The 25767-nt window shown below is 69.7% G+C and carries 22 protein-coding genes and 1 tRNA gene; 7 read left to right on the top strand and 16 right to left on the bottom strand.

What is annotated here, in order from left to right:
* Positions 1-44 precede the first annotated feature (44 nt).
* From ABFX36_RS16115 to purB, 3 genes are read right to left on the bottom strand one after another with little or no spacing between them, the layout of a single operon-like run.
* A complete protein-coding gene (locus tag ABFX36_RS16115) occupies positions 45-2219 on the bottom strand; it encodes a S9 family peptidase (protein ID WP_346077356.1) in 2175 nt (724 codons plus the stop codon).
* Positions 2212-3108 (bottom strand): phosphoribosylaminoimidazolesuccinocarboxamide synthase, encoded by an 897-nt coding sequence (locus ABFX36_RS16110; RefSeq protein WP_346077354.1) that lies wholly within the window; start codon positions 3106-3108, stop codon positions 2212-2214. Before ABFX36_RS16110 ends, ABFX36_RS16115 begins: the two co-directional genes overlap by 8 nt.
* Positions 3109-3117: 9 nt before the next feature.
* Positions 3118-4545 carry an adenylosuccinate lyase gene (gene purB, locus ABFX36_RS16105; RefSeq protein WP_006897312.1) on the bottom strand — a complete coding sequence of 476 codons (1428 nt, stop codon included), beginning with the start codon at positions 4543-4545 and terminating at the stop codon, positions 3118-3120.
* A 110-nt stretch (positions 4546-4655) separates the two neighbouring features.
* On the opposite strand from purB, the gene ABFX36_RS16100 reads away from it, so the two are divergent.
* The 3 genes from ABFX36_RS16100 (at position 4656) to ABFX36_RS16090 (ending at position 6604) form a co-directional block, all read left to right on the top strand.
* On the top strand, positions 4656-4916 hold the full coding sequence (locus ABFX36_RS16100; RefSeq protein WP_006897313.1) for a metal-sensitive transcriptional regulator: 261 nt from the start codon (positions 4656-4658) through the stop codon (positions 4914-4916).
* A 47-nt stretch (positions 4917-4963) separates the two neighbouring features.
* The gene (locus ABFX36_RS16095; RefSeq protein ID WP_006897314.1) at positions 4964-5368 is read left to right on the top strand and encodes a DUF302 domain-containing protein; all 405 of its coding nucleotides are present in this window, start codon (positions 4964-4966) and stop codon (positions 5366-5368) included.
* A 276-nt stretch (positions 5369-5644) separates the two neighbouring features.
* The gene (locus tag ABFX36_RS16090; RefSeq protein ID WP_222110997.1) at positions 5645-6604 is read left to right on the top strand and encodes an alpha/beta hydrolase; all 960 of its coding nucleotides are present in this window, start codon (positions 5645-5647) and stop codon (positions 6602-6604) included.
* A 25-nt stretch (positions 6605-6629) separates the two neighbouring features.
* Here ABFX36_RS16090 and ABFX36_RS16085 read toward each other — a convergent pair whose 3' ends face one another.
* The 6 genes from ABFX36_RS16085 to ABFX36_RS16060 form a co-directional block, all read right to left on the bottom strand.
* Positions 6630-7364 carry an LppP/LprE family lipoprotein gene (locus ABFX36_RS16085; RefSeq protein ID WP_045537849.1) on the bottom strand — a complete coding sequence of 245 codons (735 nt, stop codon included), beginning with the start codon at positions 7362-7364 and terminating at the stop codon, positions 6630-6632.
* Positions 7365-7458: 94 nt separating this feature from the next.
* Entirely contained in the window at positions 7459-8712 is a 1254-nt protein-coding gene (gene purD, locus ABFX36_RS16080; RefSeq protein ID WP_197078057.1) for a phosphoribosylamine--glycine ligase, read from the bottom strand.
* A 79-nt stretch (positions 8713-8791) separates the two neighbouring features.
* On the bottom strand, positions 8792-9991 hold the full coding sequence (locus tag ABFX36_RS16075) for a low temperature requirement protein A (RefSeq protein ID WP_308128695.1): 1200 nt from the start codon (positions 9989-9991) through the stop codon (positions 8792-8794).
* A gap of 93 nt (positions 9992-10084) precedes the next feature.
* Positions 10085-11002, bottom strand: a complete 918-nt coding sequence (locus ABFX36_RS16070) for a LysR family transcriptional regulator (protein ID WP_346077349.1) — start codon at positions 11000-11002, stop codon at positions 10085-10087.
* 72 nt (positions 11003-11074) lie between these two features.
* Complete coding sequence (locus ABFX36_RS16065) at positions 11075-13198, bottom strand: ArnT family glycosyltransferase (protein WP_062366018.1); 2124 nt, start codon at positions 13196-13198, stop codon at positions 11075-11077.
* Positions 13195-14466, bottom strand: a complete 1272-nt coding sequence (locus ABFX36_RS16060; protein ID WP_346077346.1) for a bifunctional glycosyltransferase family 2/GtrA family protein — start codon at positions 14464-14466, stop codon at positions 13195-13197. The genes ABFX36_RS16065 and ABFX36_RS16060 overlap by 4 nt, the downstream gene beginning before the upstream one ends.
* Before the next feature lie 107 nt (positions 14467-14573).
* Between ABFX36_RS16060 and ABFX36_RS16055 the strand changes: the two genes are divergently transcribed.
* A complete protein-coding gene (locus ABFX36_RS16055; RefSeq protein WP_346077344.1) occupies positions 14574-16670 on the top strand; it encodes a RecQ family ATP-dependent DNA helicase in 2097 nt (698 codons plus the stop codon).
* 17 nt (positions 16671-16687) lie between these two features.
* On the opposite strand, the gene ABFX36_RS16050 is transcribed toward ABFX36_RS16055, so the two are convergent.
* From ABFX36_RS16050 to ABFX36_RS16025, 6 genes are read right to left on the bottom strand one after another with little or no spacing between them, the layout of a single operon-like run.
* Complete coding sequence (locus ABFX36_RS16050; RefSeq protein WP_006897324.1) at positions 16688-17113, bottom strand: HIT family protein; 426 nt, start codon at positions 17111-17113, stop codon at positions 16688-16690.
* A 21-nt stretch (positions 17114-17134) separates the two neighbouring features.
* Positions 17135-18673 carry a sensor histidine kinase gene (locus ABFX36_RS16045; RefSeq protein WP_082084040.1) on the bottom strand — a complete coding sequence of 513 codons (1539 nt, stop codon included), beginning with the start codon at positions 18671-18673 and terminating at the stop codon, positions 17135-17137.
* A complete protein-coding gene (locus tag ABFX36_RS16040) occupies positions 18670-19377 on the bottom strand; it encodes a response regulator transcription factor (RefSeq protein WP_346077341.1) in 708 nt (235 codons plus the stop codon). Before ABFX36_RS16040 ends, ABFX36_RS16045 begins: the two co-directional genes overlap by 4 nt.
* Before the next feature lie 52 nt (positions 19378-19429).
* Positions 19430-20626, bottom strand: a complete 1197-nt coding sequence (locus tag ABFX36_RS16035; RefSeq protein ID WP_346077340.1) for a winged helix DNA-binding domain-containing protein — start codon at positions 20624-20626, stop codon at positions 19430-19432.
* A complete protein-coding gene (locus ABFX36_RS16030) occupies positions 20623-21057 on the bottom strand; it encodes a RidA family protein (RefSeq protein WP_006897328.1) in 435 nt (144 codons plus the stop codon). The genes ABFX36_RS16035 and ABFX36_RS16030 overlap by 4 nt, the downstream gene beginning before the upstream one ends.
* Positions 21054-22625 carry a carboxylesterase/lipase family protein gene (locus tag ABFX36_RS16025; protein ID WP_346077338.1) on the bottom strand — a complete coding sequence of 524 codons (1572 nt, stop codon included), beginning with the start codon at positions 22623-22625 and terminating at the stop codon, positions 21054-21056. Before ABFX36_RS16025 ends, ABFX36_RS16030 begins: the two co-directional genes overlap by 4 nt.
* A gap of 75 nt (positions 22626-22700) precedes the next feature.
* Here ABFX36_RS16025 and ABFX36_RS16020 point away from each other — a divergent pair, with 75 nt between their 5' ends.
* Positions 22701-23177, top strand: a complete 477-nt coding sequence (locus ABFX36_RS16020) for a GyrI-like domain-containing protein (protein WP_006897330.1) — start codon at positions 22701-22703, stop codon at positions 23175-23177.
* 62 nt (positions 23178-23239) lie between these two features.
* Here ABFX36_RS16020 and ABFX36_RS16015 read toward each other — a convergent pair.
* A tRNA-Thr gene (locus tag ABFX36_RS16015) sits at positions 23240-23311 on the bottom strand.
* Between the two features lie 181 nt (positions 23312-23492).
* Here ABFX36_RS16015 and ABFX36_RS16010 point away from each other — a divergent pair.
* Together ABFX36_RS16010 and ABFX36_RS16005 are read left to right on the top strand one after the other, a co-directional pair.
* The gene (locus ABFX36_RS16010) at positions 23493-24956 is read left to right on the top strand and encodes a threonine/serine exporter family protein (protein ID WP_411815890.1); all 1464 of its coding nucleotides are present in this window, start codon (positions 23493-23495) and stop codon (positions 24954-24956) included.
* A complete protein-coding gene (locus tag ABFX36_RS16005) occupies positions 24953-25744 on the top strand; it encodes a MerR family transcriptional regulator (RefSeq protein WP_278124984.1) in 792 nt (263 codons plus the stop codon). The genes ABFX36_RS16010 and ABFX36_RS16005 overlap by 4 nt, the downstream gene beginning before the upstream one ends.
* Positions 25745-25767 lie beyond the last annotated feature (23 nt).

Genomic DNA, 25767 nt, shown 5'->3' with positions numbered 1-25767 from the left:
GCGATCAGCCGACCGACAGTGACGCCCCCGGGAGACCGGGGGCGTCACTCGTCTGCGGACCCTGCCGGCCGATTGTCAGCCTCGACCGGCCGGCGCCCCGACTGCTGGAGGATCCAGGCCAGTTCGAAGGCGGTCTCCTCCCACTGCTTGTACCGGCCGGAGACGCCGCCGTGGCCGGCGGTCATCTCGGTCTTGAGCAGCACCGGGTTCTCCGACGTGGTGCACTCCTGCAATCGCGCCACCCACTTCGCGGCCTCGACGAAGAGGACGCGGGTGTCGTGCAGAGAGTTCTCGGCGAGGATCGCCGGATACGGCCGCGGCGCGACGTTCTCGTACGGCGAGTACGACTTCATGTACGCGTACACCTCGGGATCGTGGAGCGGATCGCCCCACTCGTCCCACTCGATCACCGTCAGCGGGAGCGACGGATCGAGGATCGAGGTGAGAGCGTCCACGAAGGGCACCGCGGCGAGTACTCCGTTGAACAGTTCGGGAGCCAGGTTCACCACGGCACCGACGAGCAGACCGCCGGCACTGCCGCCCTCTGCCACCAGGTGGTCCGGCGAGGTCCAGCCCGTGTCGATGAGGTGCCGGGCGACGTCGATGAAGTCGGTGAAGGTGTTCTTCTTGGAGAGCGTCTTGCCGTTCTCGTACCAGAGCCGTCCCATTTCGCCGCCTCCCCGCACGTGCGCGAAGGCCATGACCATTCCACGGTCGAGCATCGACAGCCGTGCCACCGAGAAACCGGGGTCCAGGCAGGTCTCGTAGGAGCCGTAGCCGTACAGCAGCATCGGCGCGGGCGCGGAGCGGTCGAGGTCGCGGCGGAACACCAGCGAGACCGGCACCCGGGTGCCGTCGCCTGCCACCGCCCACTCCCGGACCGCGGTGTAGTCGTCGGGGTCGTACCCGCCGAGCACCGGCTGCCTCCGCAGCAGTGTCCGTTCACCGGTGGCGACGTCGAGGTCGAACACCTCGGCCGGATCCACGTAGCTGGTGTACACGATCCGCAACCGGGGGGTGTCCCACTCGGCGTTGGCGCCGAGCCCTGCCGAACGCAGTTCCTGGGGGAAGGTCACCTCGACGAAGTCGTCGGGCGCCGGGATGCCGTCCACCCGCCGCAGGTCGGCGATGGCCAGTCGCGGCAGCGCGTCCGCCCGGTACGACAGCACGAGGTAGTCGCGGAAGCAGTCGACGTCCTCTAGACGGCGGCCGGGACGGTGCGGGATCAATTCCCGGCGCGCGCCGAAGTCTCCCACGGGAACGAGGTCGACCGCGAAGTCGATCGCCTTGACGCCGTCGCGCTCGCCGTTGTGGACGATGACGAACCAGTCCTGGCCCGCGATCCGCGCGTGCTCGACCGAGTAGTCGACTCCGTCGGTACGCCCCGCCACGGACACGAACTCGCCCGTCGGATCGTCCGCACTCAGGACCAGCGCCTCGGACGTCACCTTGGAGCCCACGCTCAGCACGAGGTAGTCCTCGCTCTGCGTGGTGCCGATGCCCACCCAGTAGCGCTCATCGGGTTCGTGGAACACCTGCACGTCCGGCTCCGCCGATCCCACCTCGTGGCGCCAGACGGTGTCGGGACGCCAGGCGTCGTCGACCGTGGAGTAGAAGACGTACCTCGCATCGCGCGACCAGGTCGCGCCGGCCGCGATGCCGGCGATCGTGTCCGGGAGGAGTTCCCCGGTCACCAGATTCCTGATGCGGAGGGTGTAGCGTTCGTCGCCCTTGACGTCGGTGCTGTAGGCGAGCCAGTCGCCGTCGTGGCTCACGGACGTGGCGCCCAAGCTGAAGAAGTCGTGACCCCTCGCCTCGGCGTTGGCGTCGAAGACGATCTCCTCGCCGGGCAGCGCGACGCCCGGAGTCACCTCGGGCGGCGTCCAGTCGTCGGGCGAGGCGATCGGGCAGCGGCAGCTGACGGCGTACTGCTGTCCTTCGGTGGTCCGGGTGAAGTACCAGAAGCGTCCGCTGCGCGTCGGCACGCTCATGTCGGTCTCCTGGACGCGCGACTTGATCTCGCCGAAGATGTCGCGCCTGAGCTGCGCCAGGTGCGCGGTCTCCTGCTCGACGAACGCGTTCTGGGCTTCCAGGTAGGCGATGACCTCCGGGTCATCCTTGTCGCGCATCCACTCGTAATCGTCGACGACGACGTCACCGTGGTGGACGCGCGGCGTCGGAACCTTCTTCGCGACCGGCGGGGCCACCCGATCAGCCATGCTGGGCGTCCGGCCAATCGGCGAAACTCTGCTGCGAGATCCGTTCGTACGCCTCGATGTACCGCGCCCGAGTCCGCTCGACGACGTCGGCGGGCAGGGCCGGCGGCCGCTGTTCGCCCGTGCGGTCCCAACCCGAATCCGGTCCGGTGAGCCAGTTGCGGACGATCTGTTTGTCGAAGCTCGGCTGCACTCTGCCCGGCTCGTAGGTCGCGGCGTCCCAGTAGCGGGAGGAATCGGGGGTCAGCACTTCGTCGGCGAGGATCAGTGAACCGTCGGCCGCTTGTCCGAACTCGAACTTGGTGTCCGCGAGGATGATTCCGCGCTCAGCGGCCAGCTGGGATCCGCGGCCGTAGATGTCGAGCGTCGCGTCGCGCAGCCGTTCCGCCAGGTCGGCGCCGACCGTCTCGGCCACCTGGTCGAAGCTGACGTTCTCGTCGTGGTCACCCACGGCCGCCTTGGTGGCCGGGGTGAAGATCGGTTCCGGGAGCTTGTCGGCCTCACCGAGCCCGGCGGGCAGCCGCACGCCGCAGACGGCGCCGGTGGCCTGATAGTCGGCCAGGCCCGAACCGGTCAGATAGCCGCGAGCGACGCACTCCACCTGCACCATCGGCAGCTTCTTGACGACCATCGACCGGCCGACGAGTTCGGCCGGGATGCGTTCGTCGGCGGGACCGCCGTCGAGATGGTTCGGCACCCCGAGGTGCTCGAACCAGAAGAAGCTGGCCGCCGTGAGAATCCGGCCCTTGTCCGGGATCGGGGTGTCGAGGATGAAGTCGTACGCCGAGATGCGATCGGAGGTGACCATCAGCAGCGTGGCGTCGTCGATCTGGTAGATGTCACGGACCTTGCCCGACGCGATGTGCCGGTAGTCGGCGAGGGTGGGACGCATGCGGGGCTCCTAGAGAATCGGGGCGGGCGTGTACGCCGCGGCGGCGGGGTTCGCGTCGATCCAGGCCGCGGCATTCGCGATCACCTGGGCGACCTGTGCCTCCGCGGCACCGACGAAGGCGGACTTGTCGGCGATGAGCTCGTCGAGTGCCGCGCGGTCGAGGGGGATCCGGTCGTCGGCGGCCAGCCGGTCGAGGAGATCCGGTTCGCGGCCCTCCTCGCGCATGGCGAGTGCCACGGCGACGGCGTTCTCCTTGATCGCCTCGTGCGCCGTCTCGCGGCCGACGCCCGCGCGCACCGACGCCATCAGCACCTTGGTGGTCGCGAGGAACGGCAGGTACCGGTCCAATTCGTTGGCGATCACCTCGGGGTACGCGCCGAACTCCGCGAGGACCGTCAGGAAGGTCTCCATCAGCCCGTCGATCGCGAAGAAGGCGTCCGGCAGCGCCACACGGCGGACCACCGAGCAGAAGACGTCGCCCTCATTCCACTGGTTGCCCGCGAGTTCGCCGGTCATGGACGCGTAGCCGCGGAGGATCACCGTGAGACCGTTGACGCGCTCGCAGCTGCGGGTGTTCATCTTGTGCGGCATCGCCGAACTGCCCACCTGGCCGGGCTGGAAGCCCTCGGTGACCAGTTCGTGGCCGGCCATCAAGCGGATGGTGGTGGCCAGCGACGACGGCCCGGCCGCCAGTTGCACGAGCGCGGAGACGACGTCGTAGTCGAGCGAACGCGGGTACACCTGGCCCACCGAGGTGAAGGCGTTCGCGAAGCCGAGATGCCGGGCCACCTCCCCTTCGAGCCGGGCGAGCTTGGCGGCGTCGCCGTCGAGCAGATCGAGCATGTCCTGGCTGGTACCCATCGGGCCCTTGATTCCGCGCAGCGGGTACCGCGCGATCAGCTCGTCCAGGCGGGTCAGCGCGGTCATCAGCTCGTCCGCGGCACTGGCGAACCGCTTGCCGAGGGTGGTGGCCTGCGCGGCGACGTTGTGGCTGCGGCCGGCCATCACGATCGACGAGTACTGCGCGGCCCGCTCGGTGATGCGCGCGAGGGTGGCGACGGCGTGGTCGCGGACGTGGCGCAGCGAGACGAGCACCTGCAGCTGCTCCACGTTCTCGGTGAGGTCGCGGCTGGTCATGCCCTTGTGGATCTGCTCGTGACCGGCGAGCGCGTTGAACTCCTCGATCCGCGCCTTCACGTCATGGCGGGTCACCCGCTCGCGGTCGGCGATCGAATCGAGGTCGACGTCGCCGACCACTCGTTCGTAGTCGGCGATCGCCTCGGCGGGGACGTCGATCCCGAGGTCGCGCTGCGCCTTCATCACGGCGATCCAGAGGCGGCGCTCGAGAACGATCTTGTTGCGCGGCGACCAGATCTCGGCGAGGTCCGCAGACGCGTAACGGTTGGCCAGGACATTGCTGATGGCAGGTTTACCCACGTCTACGCAGTGTAGTGCCCGGACGGGCGCCCCCGGAAAACGACAGTGCACGACAGATACCCCTCGGGGTATGCTGGAGACCGTACTCAACCGGACTCCAGGAGAACAGCATGCGCAGTGACGACGAGTCGACCACGGCCGTACTGAACCGGCTGCGCCGCGCGCAGGGACAGTTGGGCGGCGTGATCGCGATGATCGAGGACGGGCGCGATTGCAAGGACATCGTCACGCAACTCGCAGCGGTGTCCCGCGCCCTCGACCGCGCCGGTTTCAAGATCATCGCCACCAACCTGCGCGAGTGCCTGAGCGACCAGAACGACGACGCTCCCGACATGGAGACCCTCGAGAAGCTCTTCCTCACCCTCGCCTGAACTACCCGCCCTGCCCCGACCGCACCGACCGAACCCCGGAGGAAGACATGAAACTCGCCATCTCCACCACCGTCGACGCCCCGCTCGACGAGGCCGTCGCCCGAACGCGCGAAGCGTTGTCCGCCCAGGGCTTCGGCGTCCTCACCGAGATCGACATGGCGGCTACCCTCAAGACGAAGATCGGCGCGGAGATGGAGGATTACGTGATCCTCGGCGCGTGCAACCCTCCCCTCGCCCACCGAGCGGTGACCGCCGAGCGGCAGATCGGGCTCCTCCTGCCCTGTAACGTCGTCGTCCGCGCCGACACCGACGATCCGGGACGCAGCATCGTCGAGGCGATGAACCCGCAACTGATGGTGACCGTGGTCGACAACCCCGGCCTCGCCGACGTTGCGGACGAGGCGACCGCCAGGCTCACCGCCGCCGTCGAATCGCTGTCGGCCGGCGCCTGAACGAGCAGTAGTCAACGATCAGCAGACACCCCCTGAAAGGACTCGACATGTGCTTCCCCGTCACCTGCGGTAAGTGCGGAAAGATCACTTGGGACGGCTGTGGTGAACACGTCGCCGACGTGATGGGCCCGGTCCCCGCCGACCGCCGCTGCACCTGCCCCGATCCGCGGTCGGCCGCTCACTGAGCCGGCCCGCGTCCGAGCGCCGAGGGCTGGGAGGGACCGCTCGTACGTCGTCGGAACCGAGTCGCCCCACGCGGTAGACTCGCTTCCCGACATGGTCTTGCGCGATCCCTCCCGCCAATCCGCCGCGACTGTCGCCGACGATTCGGCGACTTCGCGGCGTGCGCTGTCCCGGCGTTCGCTGCTGACCGGGGTCGCCGGGCTGGCCGCGCTCGGCGGGGTCGCGGCCTGCAGCACCTCCGATCCGCTGGTCCCTCGCGACGCCGCGAACGTCGGCGGCGACGACCGACTTCCGGTGCAGACCGATCCCCCGGAGATCCCGAACGATCCGCCCGTACTGACCGGCAGCTTCGTCTCGACGAAGATGGCCGGCCGCGACACCCGGTGGGCGGTGAGCCGCCCCAACGGTGTGACCGGCGAACTCCCGGTGGTCATAGTGGCCCACGCGCTGAACACCGACGAGCGCAGCATCTTCAGCAAGGCGCTCAACATCCAGGGCGTGGTTCAGCAGTACGTGGACGCGGGGAACCCGCCGTTCGCGGTGGCGAGCGTCGACGTGGCACGCAACTATTTCCACGCTCGCACCGACGGCACCGACGGCGCCGCGATGATCGTCGACGAGTTCATTCCGATGCTGGACGGCGACCAGCGGCTGAACCTCCGGACCGACCGCATCGGTCTCTACGGCTGGTCGATGGGCGGATACGGCGCGCTCCGACTCGGCGCTCTCATCGGCGCACCGCGGGTCGCGGCGATCGCCGTGAGTTCCCCGGCGATGTGGGCCGACCCCGCGAACTTCCCGCCCCGGGCGTTCGATTCCTACGCCGACTACCAGGCCAATTCGTTGTTCGGGCAGCAACACGCGTTCAGCAAGATCCCGCTGATGATCTCGATCGGCATGGCCGACCAGTTCTACACCTACACCCGGCAATGGGCCGCGGACCTGCATCCTCCCGCCGCCTTCTCCACCACGCCCGGCGGACACACCAACCGGTTCTGGCGGTCGGTGCTGCCCGATCAGGTGGAGTTCCTCGGCCGCAATCTCGCGCGCTGATCGAGATCGACGAGCGGCCCCGGCGTCAGACCGAGGGCGGGAACTGGCCGCTTCGAACCACTGCCCCGCCGGACAGTGTCGCGGTCACATCGGTCGGACCGCCCTGCGGGCAGCAGAACGGATCGTCGTCGCGCAGCCACCGGTACCGGACGGTGACCGAGTTCAGGGTGTCGCCGGCGACCGAGGTGTACGAGTACTCGTGCGGCTCCACGGTCCCCAGATACTGGCCGCCGGCGAACAGCAGAACCCTCGAGGTGTAGGTGGCGTCGTTGAATCCGCTGCCGTCCACGAGCATCCAGTCCAGTCCGCAGCCGTGCGCCAGCGGGTGCTCGCTGGCACCCCGCGGCACCCACGATCCGCCGTTCGAGTCCGGTCCCAGCGTCGCGATCGCATCCCGGGCGAGCGCCGAGTTCAGGTCGAAGCACAGCCCGTGACCACTGCCCGGCCGGCCGGCGTCGGTATCGGAATCGGTATCGGCGACCGATGTGGTCTGGGCGACGGGCGTGCTCCGGACGTCCCGGTCGGGCGCCGCCGGCGGCTGCACACCGGGTTCGTCGACCGTCTCCTGCTGCTGTGCGGTCGGCTGCTGTGCATCCGGCTTCGGGTCGGAACCGTGTCGCGACTGGCTCGGCACCGTCGACTCCGCGGTGGTCGCAGAGCGTGCCGCGTCGGTCGCCGTGCCGGCGGTGGTGCATGCGGTCAATGCCAGACCGAGCGCCGCCACCGCGGTCACCCCTCGCACCGATTGACTGATCCTCATCGTCGCCTCCCTCGAATCTCCCGACCTCACGGGATAGATCGACGGCATGCGAAGCGGCGTGACCCCGCGTCATTCGGGCGGAGGACGCGCGCGATCAGATGGAGATGAGTCCGTCTTCGGCGGCCTTGCCGATGTCGGTCCGGAAATGCGCGCCCGGCAGCCGCACTCCGGCCAGCCGCTCGTAGGCCTGCGCCCGCGCGGACGCCAGATCGGCGCCGCGGCCGACCACCGACAGCACACGCCCCCCGGAGGAGACGATCCGGCCGTCGGCGGCGACCGCTGTTCCCGCATGCAGTACGCCTTCGGCTGTGGCGCCGGTGATCGCGTCGCCGGTCCGGGGACGGCCCGGGTAGTTCTCCGCCGCGAGGACCACCACCACGGCCGCACCGTCATGCCACCGCAGCGGCGGCAGATCGGCGAGCGTACCGCGAGCGGTCGCGGCCAGCGCCTCGCCCAGCGGCGATTCGAGCAGTTCGAGCACCGCCTGTGTCTCGGGGTCGCCGAAGCGGCAGTTGAACTCGACCACTGCGGGCCCGTCGGAGCCGATCGCCAGGCCGGCGTACAGCAGACCGGAGAACGGCGTGCCCCTCCGGACCAGTTCCGCGGCGACGGGTTCGCACACCTCGTCGACGATCCGATCGACCATCGACTGCGGCAGCCACGGAAGCGGCGTGTACGCGCCCATTCCGCCGGTGTTGGGTCCGGCGTCGCCGTCGCCGACGCGCTTGTGATCCTGCGCGGGCAGCAGCGGGACCACCGTCTCACCGTCCACCAGGCAGAACAGCGACACCTCGGGACCGTCGAGGAAACTCTCGAGCAGCACCGGATGTCCGTGTTCGAGGCAGTCGGCCGCGTGGGCACGCGCCGCATCGCGGTCGGAGGTCACCACGACGCCCTTGCCTGCGGCCAGACCGTCGTCCTTCACCACCCAGGTGGGACCGAAGCGGTCCAGCGCGGCATCCAGGTCGGCGGGGTTGTCGACGATCTCCGCTCGGGCGGTGCGCACGCCCGCCGCGGCCATCACGTCCTTGGCGAAGGCCTTGGACCCCTCGATCTGCGCGGCCGCGGCACTCGGACCGAAGGTGTCGAAGCCTGCTTCGCGCAGGGCATCGGCCACCCCGAGGACCAACGGGACCTCGGGGCCGATCACCACCAGATCCGCGTCGATCTCCCGAGCCAGTGCCACGACGGCGTCGGCCGACGCGACGTCGACGGAGTGGTTGGTGGCCAGCGCGGCCGTACCGGCGTTGCCGGGCGCCGCATGCAACTGCGTCACCGACGGATCGCGGTCGAGTCCGAGGAGAAGGGCATGTTCGCGGCCGCCCGAGCCGATCACGAGTACGCGCACGCCGTTCAGGGTAGTGGGTCCGGCCCGACGGCGATGCCACCGCCCGGCGACGGGGGCGCGATGCCGTCGACCGGGTGGATCAGCGTCGGCGAGCCGACGCCTCCACCAACAGCAACGGCAGGACCGGAGTCAGGCACCCGACCACCACGCAGGCGAGCAACCCCACGCCGGACACGGCCAGCACCCCGCCGGCGATGAGCGGCACCGACGCCGCGAGGAACAGCGGGATCAGCAGCCGGTCGGCGCCTGCCAGCAGATAGAACATGACGATCGTACCCAGGCAGAACACCGCCAACGGCACCGCGACGGCACCGTAGACCGCAGCTTGGGAGATCTCGGCCTCACCCTCCAGCCACATCGCCACCACGTGCAGGCCGGCGCCGACGGCCGCGCAGCCGATGACGATCGGCATGCTGCCGTAGCCGAAAACGAAGGCCATTCCCGGCCGCGCCGCCAGCGGGCGCCCCACCTCGAGTTGGAAGTACAGCCACCACATGGCGAACGTGACGCCCATCGCCGTCAGGCCGAGCACCGCGGTCTCCGTGCTCCAGCCGGTTCGCCCGATGACCGCCTGCAGCACCGCGACCGTCCCGACCACACCTTCGCCGAGGGTGATCACCACCAGCGTCGAATACCGTTCGACGATGTGCCCGGGGTGCCAGGGAGTGGCCCGGAACCGTGTCTCGGCGATCGCGGGTCCCAGCAGTTCGGCCACCATGCACACCGCGATCGCGATGAGCGTGGGCCCGAGCGTCATCGAGACCGCGGCGACCGCCACCCAGCCCACCTGCGCGACGGTCGTCATCAGCGCGTACGTCAGACACGTGGCGCGGTATTCGGGAGCCTGTACGGCCGCCCGCAGCCACTGCACGATCATTCCGGCGCGCATCACGATGTAGCCGATCACCACCACCGCGAGGTCGACGTGGCGGTTCGCGTCGATCGACGCGAACACCGGCGGCAACCCGATCGCGATGATCGCCACGCCGACCATCTGCACCAGTGTCAGCAGCCGGTACACCCAGTCGTCGGTGTCGAAGGCGGAGGAGAACCAGGCGAAGTTGATCCAGGCCCACACCGCGGCGAAGGTGGCGATGGCGTAGCCGATCACGGCCGCACGGTAGTGCCCCTCGGCGAGGTACTCCGCCAATTGGGCGCCCGCGATCGAGAAGGCGACGACGAAGACGAGGTCGTAGAAGACCTCCAGATCGCTGGCGGCCCGGCCGTCCTCGGCCGGATCGCGTCCGGACATGCGCCGGATGGTGGTCGACACGCTCACGTCGAACACCGTAGAGCCCACCGCATCGGGGGCCAAGGAACCGGCGGAGCGACTGCGCGCCGCGCGCGGTCGCCCCCGCATCCGCCGGTGGCGCTACTGCGTCACGTTCTCCTGGTACCCGGTGATCCGATCCACCAGCAGTTCGGCGAACCGGAGCAGTGGTGGGCGAGCCGCGAGCGCGGGTTCGCCCGCGGCGAGGAACACCGTGCTGCTCGGCGGGTCCCGACGGCGGTCCAGTCGCACCAGGGCCCCGCTCCGGACCTCCTCGTGAACCAGATAGCTCGGCAGGACGGTGACGCCGAGCCCGGCGAGCGCCGCGGCCTTCATCGCCACCAGATCGGGCAGGACGATCGTCGGATCGAACCGCGGATCGACTCCGAACACCGTGTTCCAATACCGCCGCAGCAGCGGGAGGTGATCGTCGTAAGCGATCAGACCGGCCGCATCCAGTTCGGCGGGCGGCTCGGTCCCGTCGGTCAGTCCCGGTGCCGCGACCAGCCAGAACCGCTCCCGGGCCACCGGCCACGCCCGGACTCCGGCTCCGCTCGGCCGGATCCCGGAGACCACCGCGAGGTCGAGCCGCCCGGCGTCGAGTTCGGCAAGCATCCGCCGCGAATCACCGAATTCGAAGGCGATTCGCGGCAGACGCGTAGTGTCGCCGGCGAGCGCCGGAAGCAACTGCTCGGTGACGAACTCGCACGGTCCGCCCAGCGAGACCATGAGACCGCCGGTCGGAGACCGACGCAGATCACCGGCGATCAGGCGGTCGATCTCGTCGAGATGCGTCGCGATCTGTGCGGCGATCTCGTGAGCCGCGACCGTCGGCACCGTGCCGTCGGCGCTCCGCTCGAACATCCGGACGCCGAAATGGTCCTCGACCAGGTGGATGTGGTTGGCGACCGTCGGTGCCGAGACCCCCAGGTGCCGAGCGGCCGCATGAAACGACCCCGACCGGTACACGGCCAGCATCGTGCGCAGGTGATCCTGCGAGAGGCGTCTGGTGGACGACACACAACCATCGTCCCACCCGGGCGAGAAGAACGACGGTGCTCCGGCGACGCGGCGTCCCCGGAGCACCATCGGTCAGTTCTTCGGCGACGTGAGGTCGTAGAGAGTCACACCGTCGACCGTCGTGGCGGTGAAGTGCTCCTTGACCCACGAACTGATCTCCGACGACGTCCCGCTCTCCCCCATGCCGGGCATTCCGCCGAAGCCCTCACCACCGCGATCACCCCGGCCGCCCGAGATGAAGTAGTGAATCCTGCCGTCGGCGACGTACTGCTTGAACTGGTCCAGGGTCGGCGACGGGTCGGTCCCGTTGAACCCGCCGATCGGCATCACCGAGTATCCGCTGGCGATCTGATAGCCGGAGGCCTCGTTGGAACCGATTGCCGCCGCGACCCACGTGTACCGATCGGCGTCGTTCCGCAGGACCGCGACCATCTCGTCAGACGGCGTGGATCCGTTCAGCAGGCCGCCCGCCGGTGAGGCTCCGGGACCTCCGCCCGCCTGGCCCGGGGCGCCCATTCCCGGCGCACCGCCCATGCCGGGGAATCCGCCACGTGCACCGGCCTGCGTCCGGCCCGCTCCCGGTGGCCCGAACGCGCCGTTGAACCGGCCGTGCCGACCGTGCCCGCCCCCCGGCCCGAATTCGCCTTCGACCTGGGGACCGGCGCTGATGATCGAGCCCTGCTTAGCCGTGGTCACCGTGTCGACCGTGTAGGCGAGCGGACCCGCCAGGCCGGCGAGAACCGCGAGCGACGCAGCGACCGCGGCGAGCACGCCACGCTGAGCCCCCAGCATCAGCGCTCCCGCGACGATCCCCACGACGAGGACGACGAACCGCAGCCACGGGACGAAATCGGCCGAGCGGTTCAGCAGCACGAATCCCCAGATCGCCGCGGTCCACGTCGCGGCGGCCAGCACCAGCCGAACCCACAACGCGGCCCGTTCGCGCCAGCACACGACCGCCGACACCGCGATCACCGCCGCCAGAGCGGGAGCGATGGCCGCCGTGTAATAGCTGTGGAAGATGCCCGCCATGAAGCTGAAGACGCCGACCATGATCAGCATCCACAGTCCGAAGACGCTCAAGTAGGCACGCCGCAGATCGGTACGTGAGGCCCGCCCGATCAGAACCAGCGCCGCCACTCCCAGAATCAGGGACGACGGGATCAGCCAGGCGATCTGACCGCCCTGCGCCGGCTCGAACATCCGGAGCCAGCCGGTGGAGCCCCACATGCCGCCGCCCGGGCCGCCGGCGCCGGGACCCCCCGGACCGCCCTGGCCGAACATCTCGGCTGCCGCGCCGCTCATCTCGCGAGCGCGTCCGCCACCGCCCACGCTGCCCTTCTCGTTCCCGTCGAGCCGGCCGAGACCGTTGTAGCCGAACGTCAGCTCGAGGATCGAGTTGTTCTGCGAACCGCCGATGTACGGACGGCTCGACGCCGGCCAGAGTTCCACGGCCAGGACCCACCAGCCGGCACTCACGATCAGCGCACCCAGTGAGGCGAACAGATGCCCGATGCGACGCAGCCACCGTCCGGGACCGAACGCCAGGTAGGTCACGGCCATCGCCGGAACGATCAGCATCACCTCCAGCTGCTTGGTGAGGAAACCGAATCCGACCGCCGTGCCTGCCGCGACCATCCACCACACGCTCTTCGCGCCGGGCTCCATCGCGCGCAGCACCGCGCCGCACGCCGCGATCATGAGCAGGATCAGCAGGGCCTCGGGGTTGTCGAACCGGAACATCATCGCGGCCACCGGGGTCAGCGCCAACACGGCGCCCGCACCGATGCCGGCCCAGTGGCCGAAGTAGCGGCGGGTGATGAAGTACAGCAGCGCCACCGACCCGACACCCATCAGCACCTCGGGGACCAGCACCGACCACGAGTTGAGGCCGAAGACTCGCACCGACAGCGCGGGGATCCACAGGGATGCGGGCGGCTTGTCGACGGTGATCGAGTTCGCCATGTCGGACGACCCGAAGAACCACGCCTTCCACGACTGCGAACCCGCCTGGATCGCAGCCGTGTAGAAGGAGTTCGCCCAACCGTTGATCGAGAGATTCCACAGGTAGAGGACGGTGGTCCCCACCAGCAGCGCCGCCAGCGACAGCCGGCGCCACAGCGCACTGCGCGTCCGGTCGGGATCATCGGGCAGGGGTTCGGCCGGTTGCGGCCGATCGAGGACGGTCGCAGTCATGCGGCACTCCGTTCGATAGAGGTCTGCTCGGCCGGCGCCGCGACGGAGGGGCGCCGGCGGAACACCCACCGCAGCCCGACGAAACGTGTCGCGGTGGCGACGAGGTTGGAGGCGACCAGTACGGTCAGTTCCAGTGCGCGGCCGGCATCCGGGTTCCAGCGGTGCAGCGCGAAGAGCGAACCCGCCGTCACCGCCCAGCCGAAGAGGAACACACCCCACCCGAACAGGTGGTGCCGCGCCCGGTCCTGGCGCCCGCGGACGCCGAAGGTGAAGCGGCGGTTGGCCGCGGTGTTCAGCACCGCGGTGATCGCCAGCGCCAGGAAGTTGGCGGCCTGTGCACCGGCCGGCCGCAACAGGAGATACAGAAGCGCGAACGCCACCGTCGACACCAGGCCGACGGCGCAGAACCGGGCCAGCTGACCGACCATTCCGTGCGGCACACCGTCGATCACCGGCCCCGGCAATCGATCCCGTCCGAGTGTCTTGCGCAGTTCGGCCACCGGGATCCGACCGGTGGCGCGCGCCCAGCCGACGCGTGCGCACCCGCGCAGATCGGCGATCGCGGTGGCGACGATGTCGACTGAACTGTCGGGATCGTCGATCCAATCCACCGGAACCTCCGCGATTCGCAGACCGACGCGTTCGGCGAGAACCAGCAGTTCGGTGTCGAAGAACCATCCGGTGTCCTCGACGTACGGCAGCAGTCCGCGGGCCACATCGGTGCGCATCGCCTTGAAGCCGCACTGCGCGTCGGAGAAGCGGGCGCCCATCGCGGTGCGCAGGATCAGGTTGTACGAGCGCGAGATGAACTCCCGCTTGGCGCCCCGGATCACCCGGGACGAGTGCGACAGCCGAGTGCCGATCGCGATGTCGGAGTGCCCCGAGATCAAGGGGGCGATGAGCGGCATCAGCGCATTGAGGTCGGTGGAGAGATCGACGTCGCAGTACGCGACGATCTGAGCGTCATTGTCGCGCCAGACGTGGTTGAGCGCCCGCCCCCGCCCCTTCAAGTCGAGGTGGACCACGCGAACGCCCGGGATCTCCGCCTGCAGTCTCAGCGCGATCGCAAGGGTCGAGTCCGTACTCGCATTGTCGGCCACAGTGATCCGCGCCGGATACGGCACGCTGTCGGCCAGATGGCGGTGCAGCCGGCGAACCGACTGCTCCAGATCGTTTTCTTCGTTGTAGACCGGCATCACCACATCGAGGACCGGTCGGTCGGGCACCGACTCGCCCTCGGTCGATGCCCGGCTCAGAACTTCTGTCATGGCTACGAGAATCGTGCGGTTCGCTCCCGCGGCCCTGGGCCACTGCTGGGAGATTCCTGTGGATGACGGAGTCGTTACAGTCCGGGAGCGGCGATACATTGGGCGCCATGGTCACGTCCCCACCGCAGCAGCTCACTCCCCCGCAGCGGGAGATCGCCGATCAGGTCATCACCTCGCTCGCCGGCCCCGACGCCCGGCTGCGGGCGGACCAGGAGACTGCGGTGGCAGCCCTGGCCGCGCCCGGCGCCCGCGTGCTCGTGGTGCAGGCCACCGGCTGGGGCAAGTCCGCCGTGTACTGGGCGGCCACGGCCGTCATCCGTGCGGCCGGCGGCGGACCGACCCTCATCGTCTCGCCACTGCTGTCGCTGATGCGCGACCAGGTGGCGGCGGCCACGCGCGGCGGACTGCGTGCTGCCACAGTGAATTCGGCGAATATCGACGAATGGTCGGCCATCGAGAGCGCGTTGCTCGACGGTTCGCTCGACGTACTGCTCGTGTCGCCCGAACGGCTCGCCAATCCGGGCTTCGGTCGCCGCGTGCTCGAAGCTCTCGCCGGGCGGCTCGGACTGGTCGTGATCGACGAGGCCCACGCCATCTCCGACTGGGGACACGACTTCCGTCCCGACTACCGGCGCGTGTCGGACGTGCTGCAGCGGCTGAATCCGCAGACCTCCGTGCTGGCGACCACTGCCACCGCCAACGCCCGCGTCACCGACGACGTCGCGGCGCAGCTCGGCGACGCCACGCTTGTCCTGCGCGGCCCGTTGGCACGGAAGTCATTGCATCTCAACGTGATCGATGGACTCGACCCACTGCAGCGGTACGCCTGGGTAGCACAGGAACTACCGATGCTTCCCGGTTCCGGAATCGTCTACGTGCTCACCGTCGCGGACGCCGATCGCCTTGTCCGGGCGATCCGCGCCGTCCACGGGGACGAACTCGCGGTCGCGGCCTACACCGGCGGACTGCCCGCCGAGGAAAGGCATCGCCTCGAAGACGATCTGCTCGCGGGCCGCGTCAAAGCTCTCATCGCGACGTCGGCGCTCGGGATGGGTTTCGACAAACCGGATCTGGGGTTCGTCGTGCATGTGGGAGCCCCGCCGTCTCCGGTCTCGTACTACCAGCAGGTGGGCCGTGCCGGCCGTGCGCTCGACGAGGCGGTGGTGATGCTCCTCGCCTCCCGGCTCGACGACGCGATCTGGGAGCATTTCGCCACCGCGACGATCCCCGACCCGGCGCGCATGGAACGACTGCTGCAGACGCTGGGCGACACCGACGGCCCGATGACGGTCCCGGGCCTGGAGTCCGCGACCGGTATCCGCCGCGGCCGTGTGGAACTGATGTGCAAACAGTTGGCGGTCGACGGAGTGGTCGAGCGATCGAGCGAGGGGTGGTCGGTCACCGGGAAGCCCTGGGTGTACGACGCCGAGCACTACGAGGGCGTCCTCGCCGTCCGGCGTCGCGAGGCCGACATCATGCGCTCGTTCATCCGCGGCGAGAAGTGCCTCATGCGTCTGCTGACCGAGTCCCTCGACGATCCTCGCTCCCAGGACTGCGGGCGCTGCTCGGTGTGCCGGGGCGAGATCACCCCCGGGCTCGCGGAGGCACCGGAGACCCGGATCGTCGCCGAGGTCGGAGCCGTGCTGCGGCGCGACGCCGAACTCCTCGAACCCCGCAAGATGTGGCCGGGCGGCGCCTTCGGCAGCCGCGGCCGGATCCCGCCCGGCGCCATGGCCGAACCGGGACGGGTGCTGGCCTTCGCCGACGCACCCCAGTGGCGCGATGTCCTCGACGCCGCGAAGGCGGGCGACTCGGAGGCGTCGAGCGCTCTCGCCGAAGCCGCCGTGACCGTGGTCGCGCAGTGGGGACGATCGTCGGGAGTGCGGCCGGACGTGATCTACTCGCTCGACCTCACGGGCGGCACGCTGGCCGCTACCCTCGCTCAACGACTGCGCGAGGTGGGCCGCCGCACCGGCGACGCGCTCCCGGTGCGGCCCGGCCCGCGGCCCGGTCGAGAGGCCACCGGCGCGGACGAGGCGGCGTACTGGCGCGACCACCTCGGGCCCATGCCCGCTGTGTCGGGCGCGGTGCTCCTGGTGATCGACGAGACCGGGTCCGGCTGGCCGGTCACCCTCGCCGCCGCGGCACTGCGCGAGTCCGGGGCCTCCGCCGTCCTGCCGCTGGTGGTCCACAAGACCGCGTGAGGCGCGGCCGCGACGGCTCAGTCCGGGACGTTCTCCCCGTAGCCGAGCGCGCGCAGGCTGACGCGAATCCGCTCGGCGGCGTCGTCGAGCGACTCCGGCGAGGGATTCTGGTCGGCCTTGGTCAGATCGAACGACTCCAGCGAGTGCGCCGGGAACACGTGGATGTGCAGGTGCGGCACTTCCAGACCGGCGATCAGCATGCCCATCCGCGGGGCGTCGAAGGCGTCCTTGACCGCTCGGCCGATCTTCTGCGACACGTCGGTCATATGCGTGAACGTGGGCGTGTCGATCTGCTCCCAGTGATCGATCTCCTTGCGCGGCACCACCAGCACGTGCCCCGGAGTGACCGGCGCGATGGTCATGAAGCCGACCGAGACGCCGTCCTTCCAGACGAAGCGGCCCGGCAGATCGCCGTTGATGATGTGCGTGAAGACCGAAGGCATGACCCGAGTGTAGGACGAGCCTCAGACCTCCGCAGGCGGGTGGTCCGGCTCGTCGGTTCCGGCGGCGCCGGCGAATCCCGCGGTGTCGATCCGGGGCAGGATGAACCAGAATCGCGCGCCCTCGCCCGGTGCGGTGTCGACCCCGACCCGGCCGCCGTGGGCGTCGACGAGCGCCGCCACGATGGAGAGGCCGAGTCCGTTCCCGGCCCCCGGGACCTCCCGGTGGCGGGAGTGATCGCCCCGGTAGAAGCGCTCGAAGACATGCTCGGCGTCCTCGGATGTCATTCCCGGTCCGTCGTCGACCACCGTGACCCGCACGTCCGACGGCGACGATTCCACGACCACCCGGATGTGCGCGTCCGGCCCCGCGTGGGCGACGGCGTTCCCGACCAGATTGCGCACCACCTGTGTCAGCCGGGCGACGTCGCCGACCACCACCGGATCGCCGGTGGCGGACGGAACGTCGAAGGCGATGTCCGATCCGGGCGCGCCGGCCCGCGCCCCTTCGACGGCGTCGGCCACCAACGGCACGATCTCCACCTCGCCGCGGTTCAGCGGGCGCTGGGCGTCGAGCCGCGCGAGGATCAGCAGGTCCTCCACGAGCAGGCTCATCCGGTCGGCCTCCGACGAGATCCGGCGGACCGCGTCGCCGGAGTCCACCGCGCCCATCGAGAGCAGCTCGGAGAACCCCTTGATGGACGTGAGCGGTGTCCGCAGCTCATGCGATGCGTCGGCGACGAACCGGCGCATCTTCTCCTCCGACCGCCGGGCCTGCTGCTCGGATCGGGCAGTCGCCGCGAAGGCCGCCTGGATCTGCGTCAGCATGGCGTTCACCGACCGGCCCAGACTGCCCACCTCGGTGTTCTCCGGGGCTTCGGCGACTCGCCGGTGCAGGTCGCCTCCCGCGATCGCGTGCGCGGTCTCCTCCACTCGGCGCAGCGGGCGCAGGCTCGACCGTACGAGCAGCGAGCTGAGCACGCCGATCACGATCACCACGACGGCGCCGATCCCCACCTGCAGCCAGATGAGACGGTTCATCGTCTCCTGGACGTCGGTGAGCGGGATCGCCACCACCGTGGACCCGAAGTCCGACTGCCGCTTGATGACCCTCCACTGCGGCCCCGGGCCGGCGGAGTCGACGGTCGTCGGCGCCGCGTCGCCGTCGGGCAGTGAACTCAGGTCCGGGCTCGACGAGAAGTCGCTGATCGTCAGGGTCATTCCGGTCGGCAGTTCCGTGGACACGTAGTACTGCGACGGCGGGCGCTTGGGGCCGGGCGGGCCGGTCCGGTGGTCGGTGGAGAGATCGCGGGGCCGGGCCCAGCCGTTGACGGCGTCGTCCAGCCCGGCGTCGGTACGCGAGATGAGGTTGCCGCGCATCGCCGAGGTGACCGCGAAACCGGAGAACACCAGACCGAGGGCGACGAGGACGGCGGTCAGCACCACCAGCGAGATCCGCAGCGGCACACCGCGGCGCCCGCCACGGTGCGGCAGGTGCGGATGCGGAGGGGGTGGGCCGGGCGGTTGCGGAGCGGGGCCGACGCCGGGCGGATTCATCGTCATTCGCGGGGCTCACGCATCACGTATCCCACGCCGCGCAGCGTGTGGATGAGCCGCTTGGGCCCGGTGTCGATCTTGCGGCGCAGGTAGGAGACGTACGATTCGACGACGTTCACGTCACCGCCGAAGTCGTAGCTCCACACGTGGTCGAGGATCCGCGGCTTCGACAGCACGGTCCCGGCGTTGACCATGAAGTACCGGAGCAGGGTGAACTCGGTCGGTGAGAGCGAGACCAGTTCACCGTTCTTGAACACCTCGTGCGTCTCGTCGTCGAGTTCCAGATCGGAGAAGACGATTCGAGTCGGTTGCGCCTCGCCTTCGCCGAAGCCGCTGCGCCGCAGCAGAACGGCCAGCCGCGCCACCACCTCCTCGAGGCTGAACGGCTTGGTGACGTAGTCGTCGCCGCCGATCGTGAGTCCGTTCACCTTGTCCTCCACCGAGTCCCGGGCCGAGAGGAACAGGGCCGGGGCGTCCACACCGTCGGCCCGCAGGCGCCGGAGCAGGCCGAACCCGTCCATCCCCGGCATCATCACATCGAGGACCAGCACGTCCGGCTTGAAGGTACGGACGACGTCGAGCGCGCGCGGTCCGTCGGCGGCGGCGACGACCTCGTATCCCTGGAATTTCAACGACACCGACAGCAGTTCCCTGATGTTCTCCTCATCGTCGACGACGAGGACCTTGGCGGGTTTGTCAGCAGAAGTCATGGTTCCAGCTTGCCTGCCCCTCCGGCGGTCCGACTGGCAAGAACCTGGGAGATCACTGTGAGGGTCGCGCCCGGCCGTGCTGCCGCATCAGCGGCGACGGGAATCCCGGCGCCGGCCGATCGTCCCCCAGCCACCGGGTGAGCTCGTCGGCCCGCTCGGCGAGCGCGTCGCGGGCCTCGGCGGGAAGGTCTTCGAGCGGAACCACCCTCACCCCCTGTTCGGTCAGCACCCAGCCGCCGACGATCCGCCCGTCCCACCAGGCCGTCTGTCCTCCGTTGCCGGTGCGGTCGAACAACTCCGGACCGTGGGATCCAAGATAGAAGTCGCGCTCCCGCCAGCCCATGGTGGCCGGGTCCAGGCCGGGCAGCAGCAGTGCCCGCGGCGGCACCGGCTCCACCTCCGCGAGATCGTCGGACATCAGATAGCCCGTGGCACTCGAGTCCAGTTCCACCTCGGTCACCGGCAGCGATGCCAGTGCGGCGCGCACCGCGGTCTTGGTGGTGCCGAGCCACCACACCAGATCGGCTTCGGTGCCCGGACCGTACCGGCGCAGCCACCGCTCCACCAGTGCGACGTGCCCCGCCGCCTCGTCGACATGCGGCAGGGGCGCCCCCAGCCACGACGACATCGACGTCCACGACGGCCGCGAGCGGTGCCAGTCGGCGGCGTTCGGGCCGCGCACCACCTCTCCCCGTGCAGCCAGATGGTTGAGCATTCGGGGCAGCATCGGCGACGGTCCGCCGTACGACTTGCCGTGGTCGCGCATGATCTCGATGTCGAACTCCGGCAACCGTCTCCGCAACTCCGGTGCCGAAAGGGCGGCCCCGTCGGAGAGCTCCGCGAGAATCGCCTCGCGCGCCCGCTCGATCCACGCCTCCGGATGGTCCGGGCCGTCGTCGCGACGCAGATCGCGAAGCATGTTCGTCCGTTCCGAAGCTGCCACCCGGGGCCCGATCGCGCCGACCGCCTCGGCGAGCACCGGCCGGGTCATCACGAACAGCGTCCGGCGCATCACGAGCTGTTTGACCACCGAGCGCTCGTCGTACAGCGCGGTCTCCACCGTCTGCGGGTCGGGCGCCGCACCCCGGGCCCACGCCGCCAGGTGGACCGTCGACGGCACGGTGGCATGAAGTCCGATGACGGCGTCGGCGACCTCGGTGACCCGGTGTCCGGCGGAGCCGTCCAGCAGATGACGACGCAGCAGCCGAGCGCGCCGCTGACCGTCGCCGACGCGCGGTCGGGCGGTCACACCGAGCCCCGCTCGACCGGGGCGTGCGGGATGTGGCCGCCCGAGACCGCGACGACCGCCTCGATCTCGACCCGCTGCCCCGGGTAGGGCAGCGCCGACACCCCGAGGACTATCGACGGCGGAGTCGCGTCGAACGCGGTGTCCAGCGCGAGCCACACGGCGCCGAGCTCGTCGGCACCGGCGGCCGCGACGTAGACGGTCAGTTTCACGATTCCCGATCGCGCGGCGCCCCGCTCCGCGAGCAGGACGTCGAGACACTCGACGGCGCGGCGGACCTGCGCCTCGGGGTCGTTCGCGCCCACGATCGCGCCGTCGGCGTCGAGTGGCGAGATTCCCGCGGTGAAGATCAGCGCTCCGGGCGCCGTCTGTGCGCCGTAGGCGAATCCGCCGTCGTGCAGGGTCGCGGACCGGAAGTACTCGGGTTCGGTCATCGGAAGCTCAGCACCTCGTCTCCCCACGCGCGCAGCGTGCTGTCGTCCAGTCCGGTCACCGGGGTGTCCTCGGTGCCGCCGATCAACAGCGAACTGTGGCGCTGCGGCACGTACGCCTCCCAGAGCGCGTCGCCGTCCTCCCCGGTGTTCGGGTAGCCGTCCGCGGCGAAACCGAGCCAGCGGTACTGCATCCGGTGCCGCACCTTCTCGCCGGTGGCCCGTCCGCCGAGCGCGTACATCGGATCACGCCGGCTCGACGCCGGGTTGCCCCACACGTACGGCACCTCGGTGGCGTGCGCGGCGCCGTAGCCGAGGACGCGGAGGAGCGGTGTGGCCCAATCGAACCGGTACAGGTACACCGGCGCCACCTGGGCGTGCGACTCCGCGATCCACACCGCGGGCATCCGGAATCCGATGTCGCGGGAGATGGCCATACTGCGCACTCCCGAGGGCACGTGACGGTAGGAGGAGTCGAGGCGGTCGGGTTCGGGGACACGCAGCGTCGGCCGCTCGGTGCCGATCAGGGTGAACATCGCGTCCACACCGTCGTTCTTCACCGGAAGCAGCGGCGTCGACATCCAGCGGAACAGCGAGGTCTCGTGCCGGTTGGTTCCGATGAGCAGCGGGACCCGGTGCGCCTCGCCCGAGACGATGGCCTCCATCGGATCCAGCGGCACCAGATCGCCGTCCACCACGGGGGCGAACGCGATGGTGCCGGGGAACCGGTTGGGTACCAGGTTGAAGATCGCCGACGACGCGTTCACCAGATCCAGCGCAGGCGTCCGGCGCAGTTCGCTCGGCCGCACGTACTCGGGCGGGAGCTCGGCCAGCAGCATGTTCGCGTAGCGCTCGGCACGCTCGGCGTCGTACACGGTGGTGGCCGGGGAACTCTGGGCGATCGCCCGATGGAACAGTCCCTTCGCCGCGGGCGAGGCCAGCAACGTGGTCACCACACCGGCGCCGGCCGATTCGCCGAACAGCGTGACGTTGCCCGGATCTCCGCCGAAACGCTCGATGTTGTCGCGCACCCAGCCCAGCGCGGCGAGCACGTCCGAGAGACCGCAATTGGCCTGGAAGGTCTCGTCGCCGGACGAGAGATGACGCAGATCGGCGAACCCGAACGCGCCCATCCGGTAGTTGAGGGTGACGATGACCGTCGGCGTCCCGCGGGTGACGGACGACTGCACCAGGGACCCCGGGTCGTACAGCGGCTGCGACCCCGATCCGCAGAGGTAGGCGCCGCCGTGGACCCACACCATCACCGGCAGGCGTGCGTCGGTGCCGGCCACACCGCGCGGCGTCCCGACATTCAGATACAGGCAGTCCTCGTTGGCGAAGGCCTCCGGCCCGAGATCGATCACCTGCATCACCGGCTGCGGGCACACCGGGCCGAAGTTGCGGGCGTCGATGACCTCGCTGCGCTCACGGGGCGGCTGCGCGTGCAGCCAGCGTCGCGGCCCGGTCGGACGAGCCGCGTACGCGACTCCCAGCCACAGGTCGGCCGATGGTGTGCTGGTGCCCCGCAGCGGACCGTAGACGGTGTCGACGACGTGAACGGTGTCAGTCACGCCTCCATCTTGCCGGGCGATGGACCGGTGTGCAGCATGTGCCGACTCCGGGCCGCGCGGCCGTAGCATGGATTCATGACCAGTTCACTGCCCCTGATCCTGCGCGAAGAGCCGTTCTTCGAAGCCACCGAGGTGTCCCTGCCGGACGCGGTGCGGGTGGTGACCATGGAATTTCCCGAGGTCCGCATGGACGACCTGCCGGAGATCTTCGACGGCCATTTCCACCTGCTGGCGCAGGCTCGGCCGATCGGACCGGGCTTCGCCGTCTACGAGGGCGACGTCACCGACGAGTTCGACGTCACGATCGGTTTCCCCGTAGCCGAGCCCACCGACCTCGAGGGCATCGACAACGGGACCTTCCCCACCGGCCGCGCCCTGGTGATGTCGCACCTCGGCGGCTTCGACGGTCTCGGGTCGGCGTGGGAGCTGCTCATGGAGACCCATTTCGCCAAAGGGGGTGCGGTGCCCCGCGCGGTGGTCGAGATCTACGTGACCGATCCCAGCGTCGTCGCACACGACGACCTGCGGACCGATCTGCTGGTCCTCCTCTGAGGACCGCACCGCCGGGAGAGTGGAGCGGGCCCGACGCATCGGATGCGTCAGGCCCGCGGCGGAGCCCCCTGTCAGGATTGAACTGACGACCGCTCGCTTACAAGGCGAGTGCTCTACCACTGAGCTAAGGAGGCCTGCGGCGGAAGTATATAGGGTCACACCGCGAACCAGTAACGCCCGGTCCCCGGGCCGACGACTTACCTCGGGCACCTCCGCGGGACAACCCTCGCGGGCCGGTGCGTGCGATGCCACGATCGAAGGCGGCGGCCCCACCGGACCGCCTCCGCGACTGACCTGTGAGGAGGCAGGGTGCGTGTGAAAGCGATGTTCCGTCAGGGACTCGACAAGATTCTCGGCGACGCCACGGCCACGATCGACACGATCGAGCCGGGCAGCATCGTCGTCGCACCCCGCAAACCGATCCCGCTCGACGACGAGGCCGCGATCACCGAAGTCCTCGATCTCGCCGCACGTATCGGCGCGGTGCTCCTCGACTCGGGTACCGGCGCCATCGACACCGGCAACCAGATCGCTTTCGTCGCAAGCATTTACGGTCTCGAGGATGTCGTCGTGGACGTCACGTTCAACCGCATCCTGGTGAGCGCCCGGCGGGGCCCCACTCTGCCGCCGGTCACCACCGTGCGCACGGTCCACTACCGGTCGCTCGACTTCACCCGGCTCGCGCACGTCGACCGCCTGGTGCGGCGCATCCGGCAGTTGGCCATCACCCCCGGAACCGCGCACCGGATCGTCGACGGCATCGTCAGCGCCCCTCACCCCTACCCGTACTGGCTCGCGAATCTGGCCTGGGGCGTTCTGGCGCTGGGTATCTCGATCCTTCTCGGCGGTACCACGCTGGTGGTGCTGACGGCTTTCCTGACCACCGTCGTCATCGTCGCTCTCAACCGGCGGCTGGCCCGCATCGGAACCCCGATCTTCTTCCAGCAGATGCTCGGCGGGTTCATCGCCGTGCTCCCCGCGGCCGGCCTGTACCACTGGCGCGAGGCGCTCGACGTGAGTTTCGCGCCGTCGCAGATCATCGCGGCGGGGATCGTGGCACTGTTGTCGGGACTATCGCTGGTCGGATCGGTGCAGGACGCGATCACCGGGGCGCCGATCACCGGCACCGCCCGATTCTCCGAGGTCGTGCTGATGACCGGCGGGATCCTGGCGGGCGTCGCCATGGCGATCCGGCTGGTCGAGTCGCTGGGCGGGAGTCTGCCGGGCCTGACGACGACGTCTCCGTTCGGACCGTCGGACGTGGCCGCGACCGTGATCGGCGGAGCGATCGCCGCGGGCGCCTTCGCACTCGCCAGCTACGCCGAGCGTCGCGCGATCCCGGTCGCGCTCGGCGCGGGCGTGCTGGCCTCCGGGGTGATCAGCGGGCTCTCGCTCACGGACGCGGGAGCCATCGTCTCGGGTGCGGTCGCCGCGATCGTCGTCGGCCTCATCGGTGGTCTCGCCGCTCGTCGAGCCCTCGTCCCGCCACTCGTGGTCGCCGTCGCCGGCATCACCCCGCTGCTGCCCGGTCTGGCGATGTACCGCGGTCTCTACGGTGTGATGAGCGGCGAGACGCTGGCCGGCTTCGGCGAACTGGCCACAGCCATCGCGGTCGGCTGCTCCATCGCCGCCGGAGTCACCCTCGGCGAATTCATCGCACGCACGCTCAAACGGCCCCGGCTACCCGCGGCGCTCGCGCGCCAACGCGACGCGCTGCGCGACGGCCGGCCGCACGGCTTGACCCTCACGCGACGTAAGCCTCCACGCTGGAATCCATGACGGCGACGAACGGGGCCGACGGCACGGGGACGACCACCTGGACGGTGGGACGTCTGGCCGATCTGACCGGAGTCACGGTGCGCACTCTGCACCACTACGACCGGATCGGACTGCTGTCGCCCGCCAAGCGCACCGGAGCCGGCTACCGCCTCTACACCGAGGCGGACCTCGACCGGCTCTGGCGCATCGTCCTCTACCGGCGGCTGGAGATGCCGCTGGACGAGATCGCGGCACTGCTCGACGGCGACGGCGACCCAGTCGATCACCTGCGCAGGCGACGCGAGGCCGTCGTGTCCAGGCTGGGCGAGTTGACCGAACTCGTCGCAGCCATCGATCGAGCGATGGAGACGCAGATGCAGCAACGACCAGCGACCGCCGACGAGATGCGAGAGATCTTCGGCGACGGATTCCGCGACGAGTACCAGGCCGAAGCCGAGGAGCGGTGGGGGCAGACCGACGCGTGGAAGCAGTCGGCCCGCCGCACTCGCGACTACACCAAGGCCGACTGGGAACAGATCAAGGCGGAGACCGACGCGATCCACGCGGCGTTCGCCGCGGCCATGCGGGCGGGCGAACCCGCCGACAGCACGGCCGCCATGGACGCCGCAGAACGGGCGCGCAAGCACATCGACGAGCGCTTCTACGAGTGCAGCCACGAGTTCCACACCTGCCTCGGCGAGATGTACGTGAGCGACCCGCGGTTCACCGCCTCGTACGAGGAGATCGAGCCCGGACTGGCTCGGTACGTACGGGATGCGATCGTCGCGAACGCCGACCGGCACCGCTGATCGGCTCGGGTAGAATCCCGGCC

The organism is Gordonia cholesterolivorans, assembly GCF_039531975.1.
Taxonomy (GTDB): domain Bacteria; phylum Actinomycetota; class Actinomycetes; order Mycobacteriales; family Mycobacteriaceae; genus Gordonia; species Gordonia sihwensis.
The sequence above is the reverse complement of the archived record's forward strand: the minus strand, read 5'-3'. Positions and strand labels throughout refer to the sequence as shown.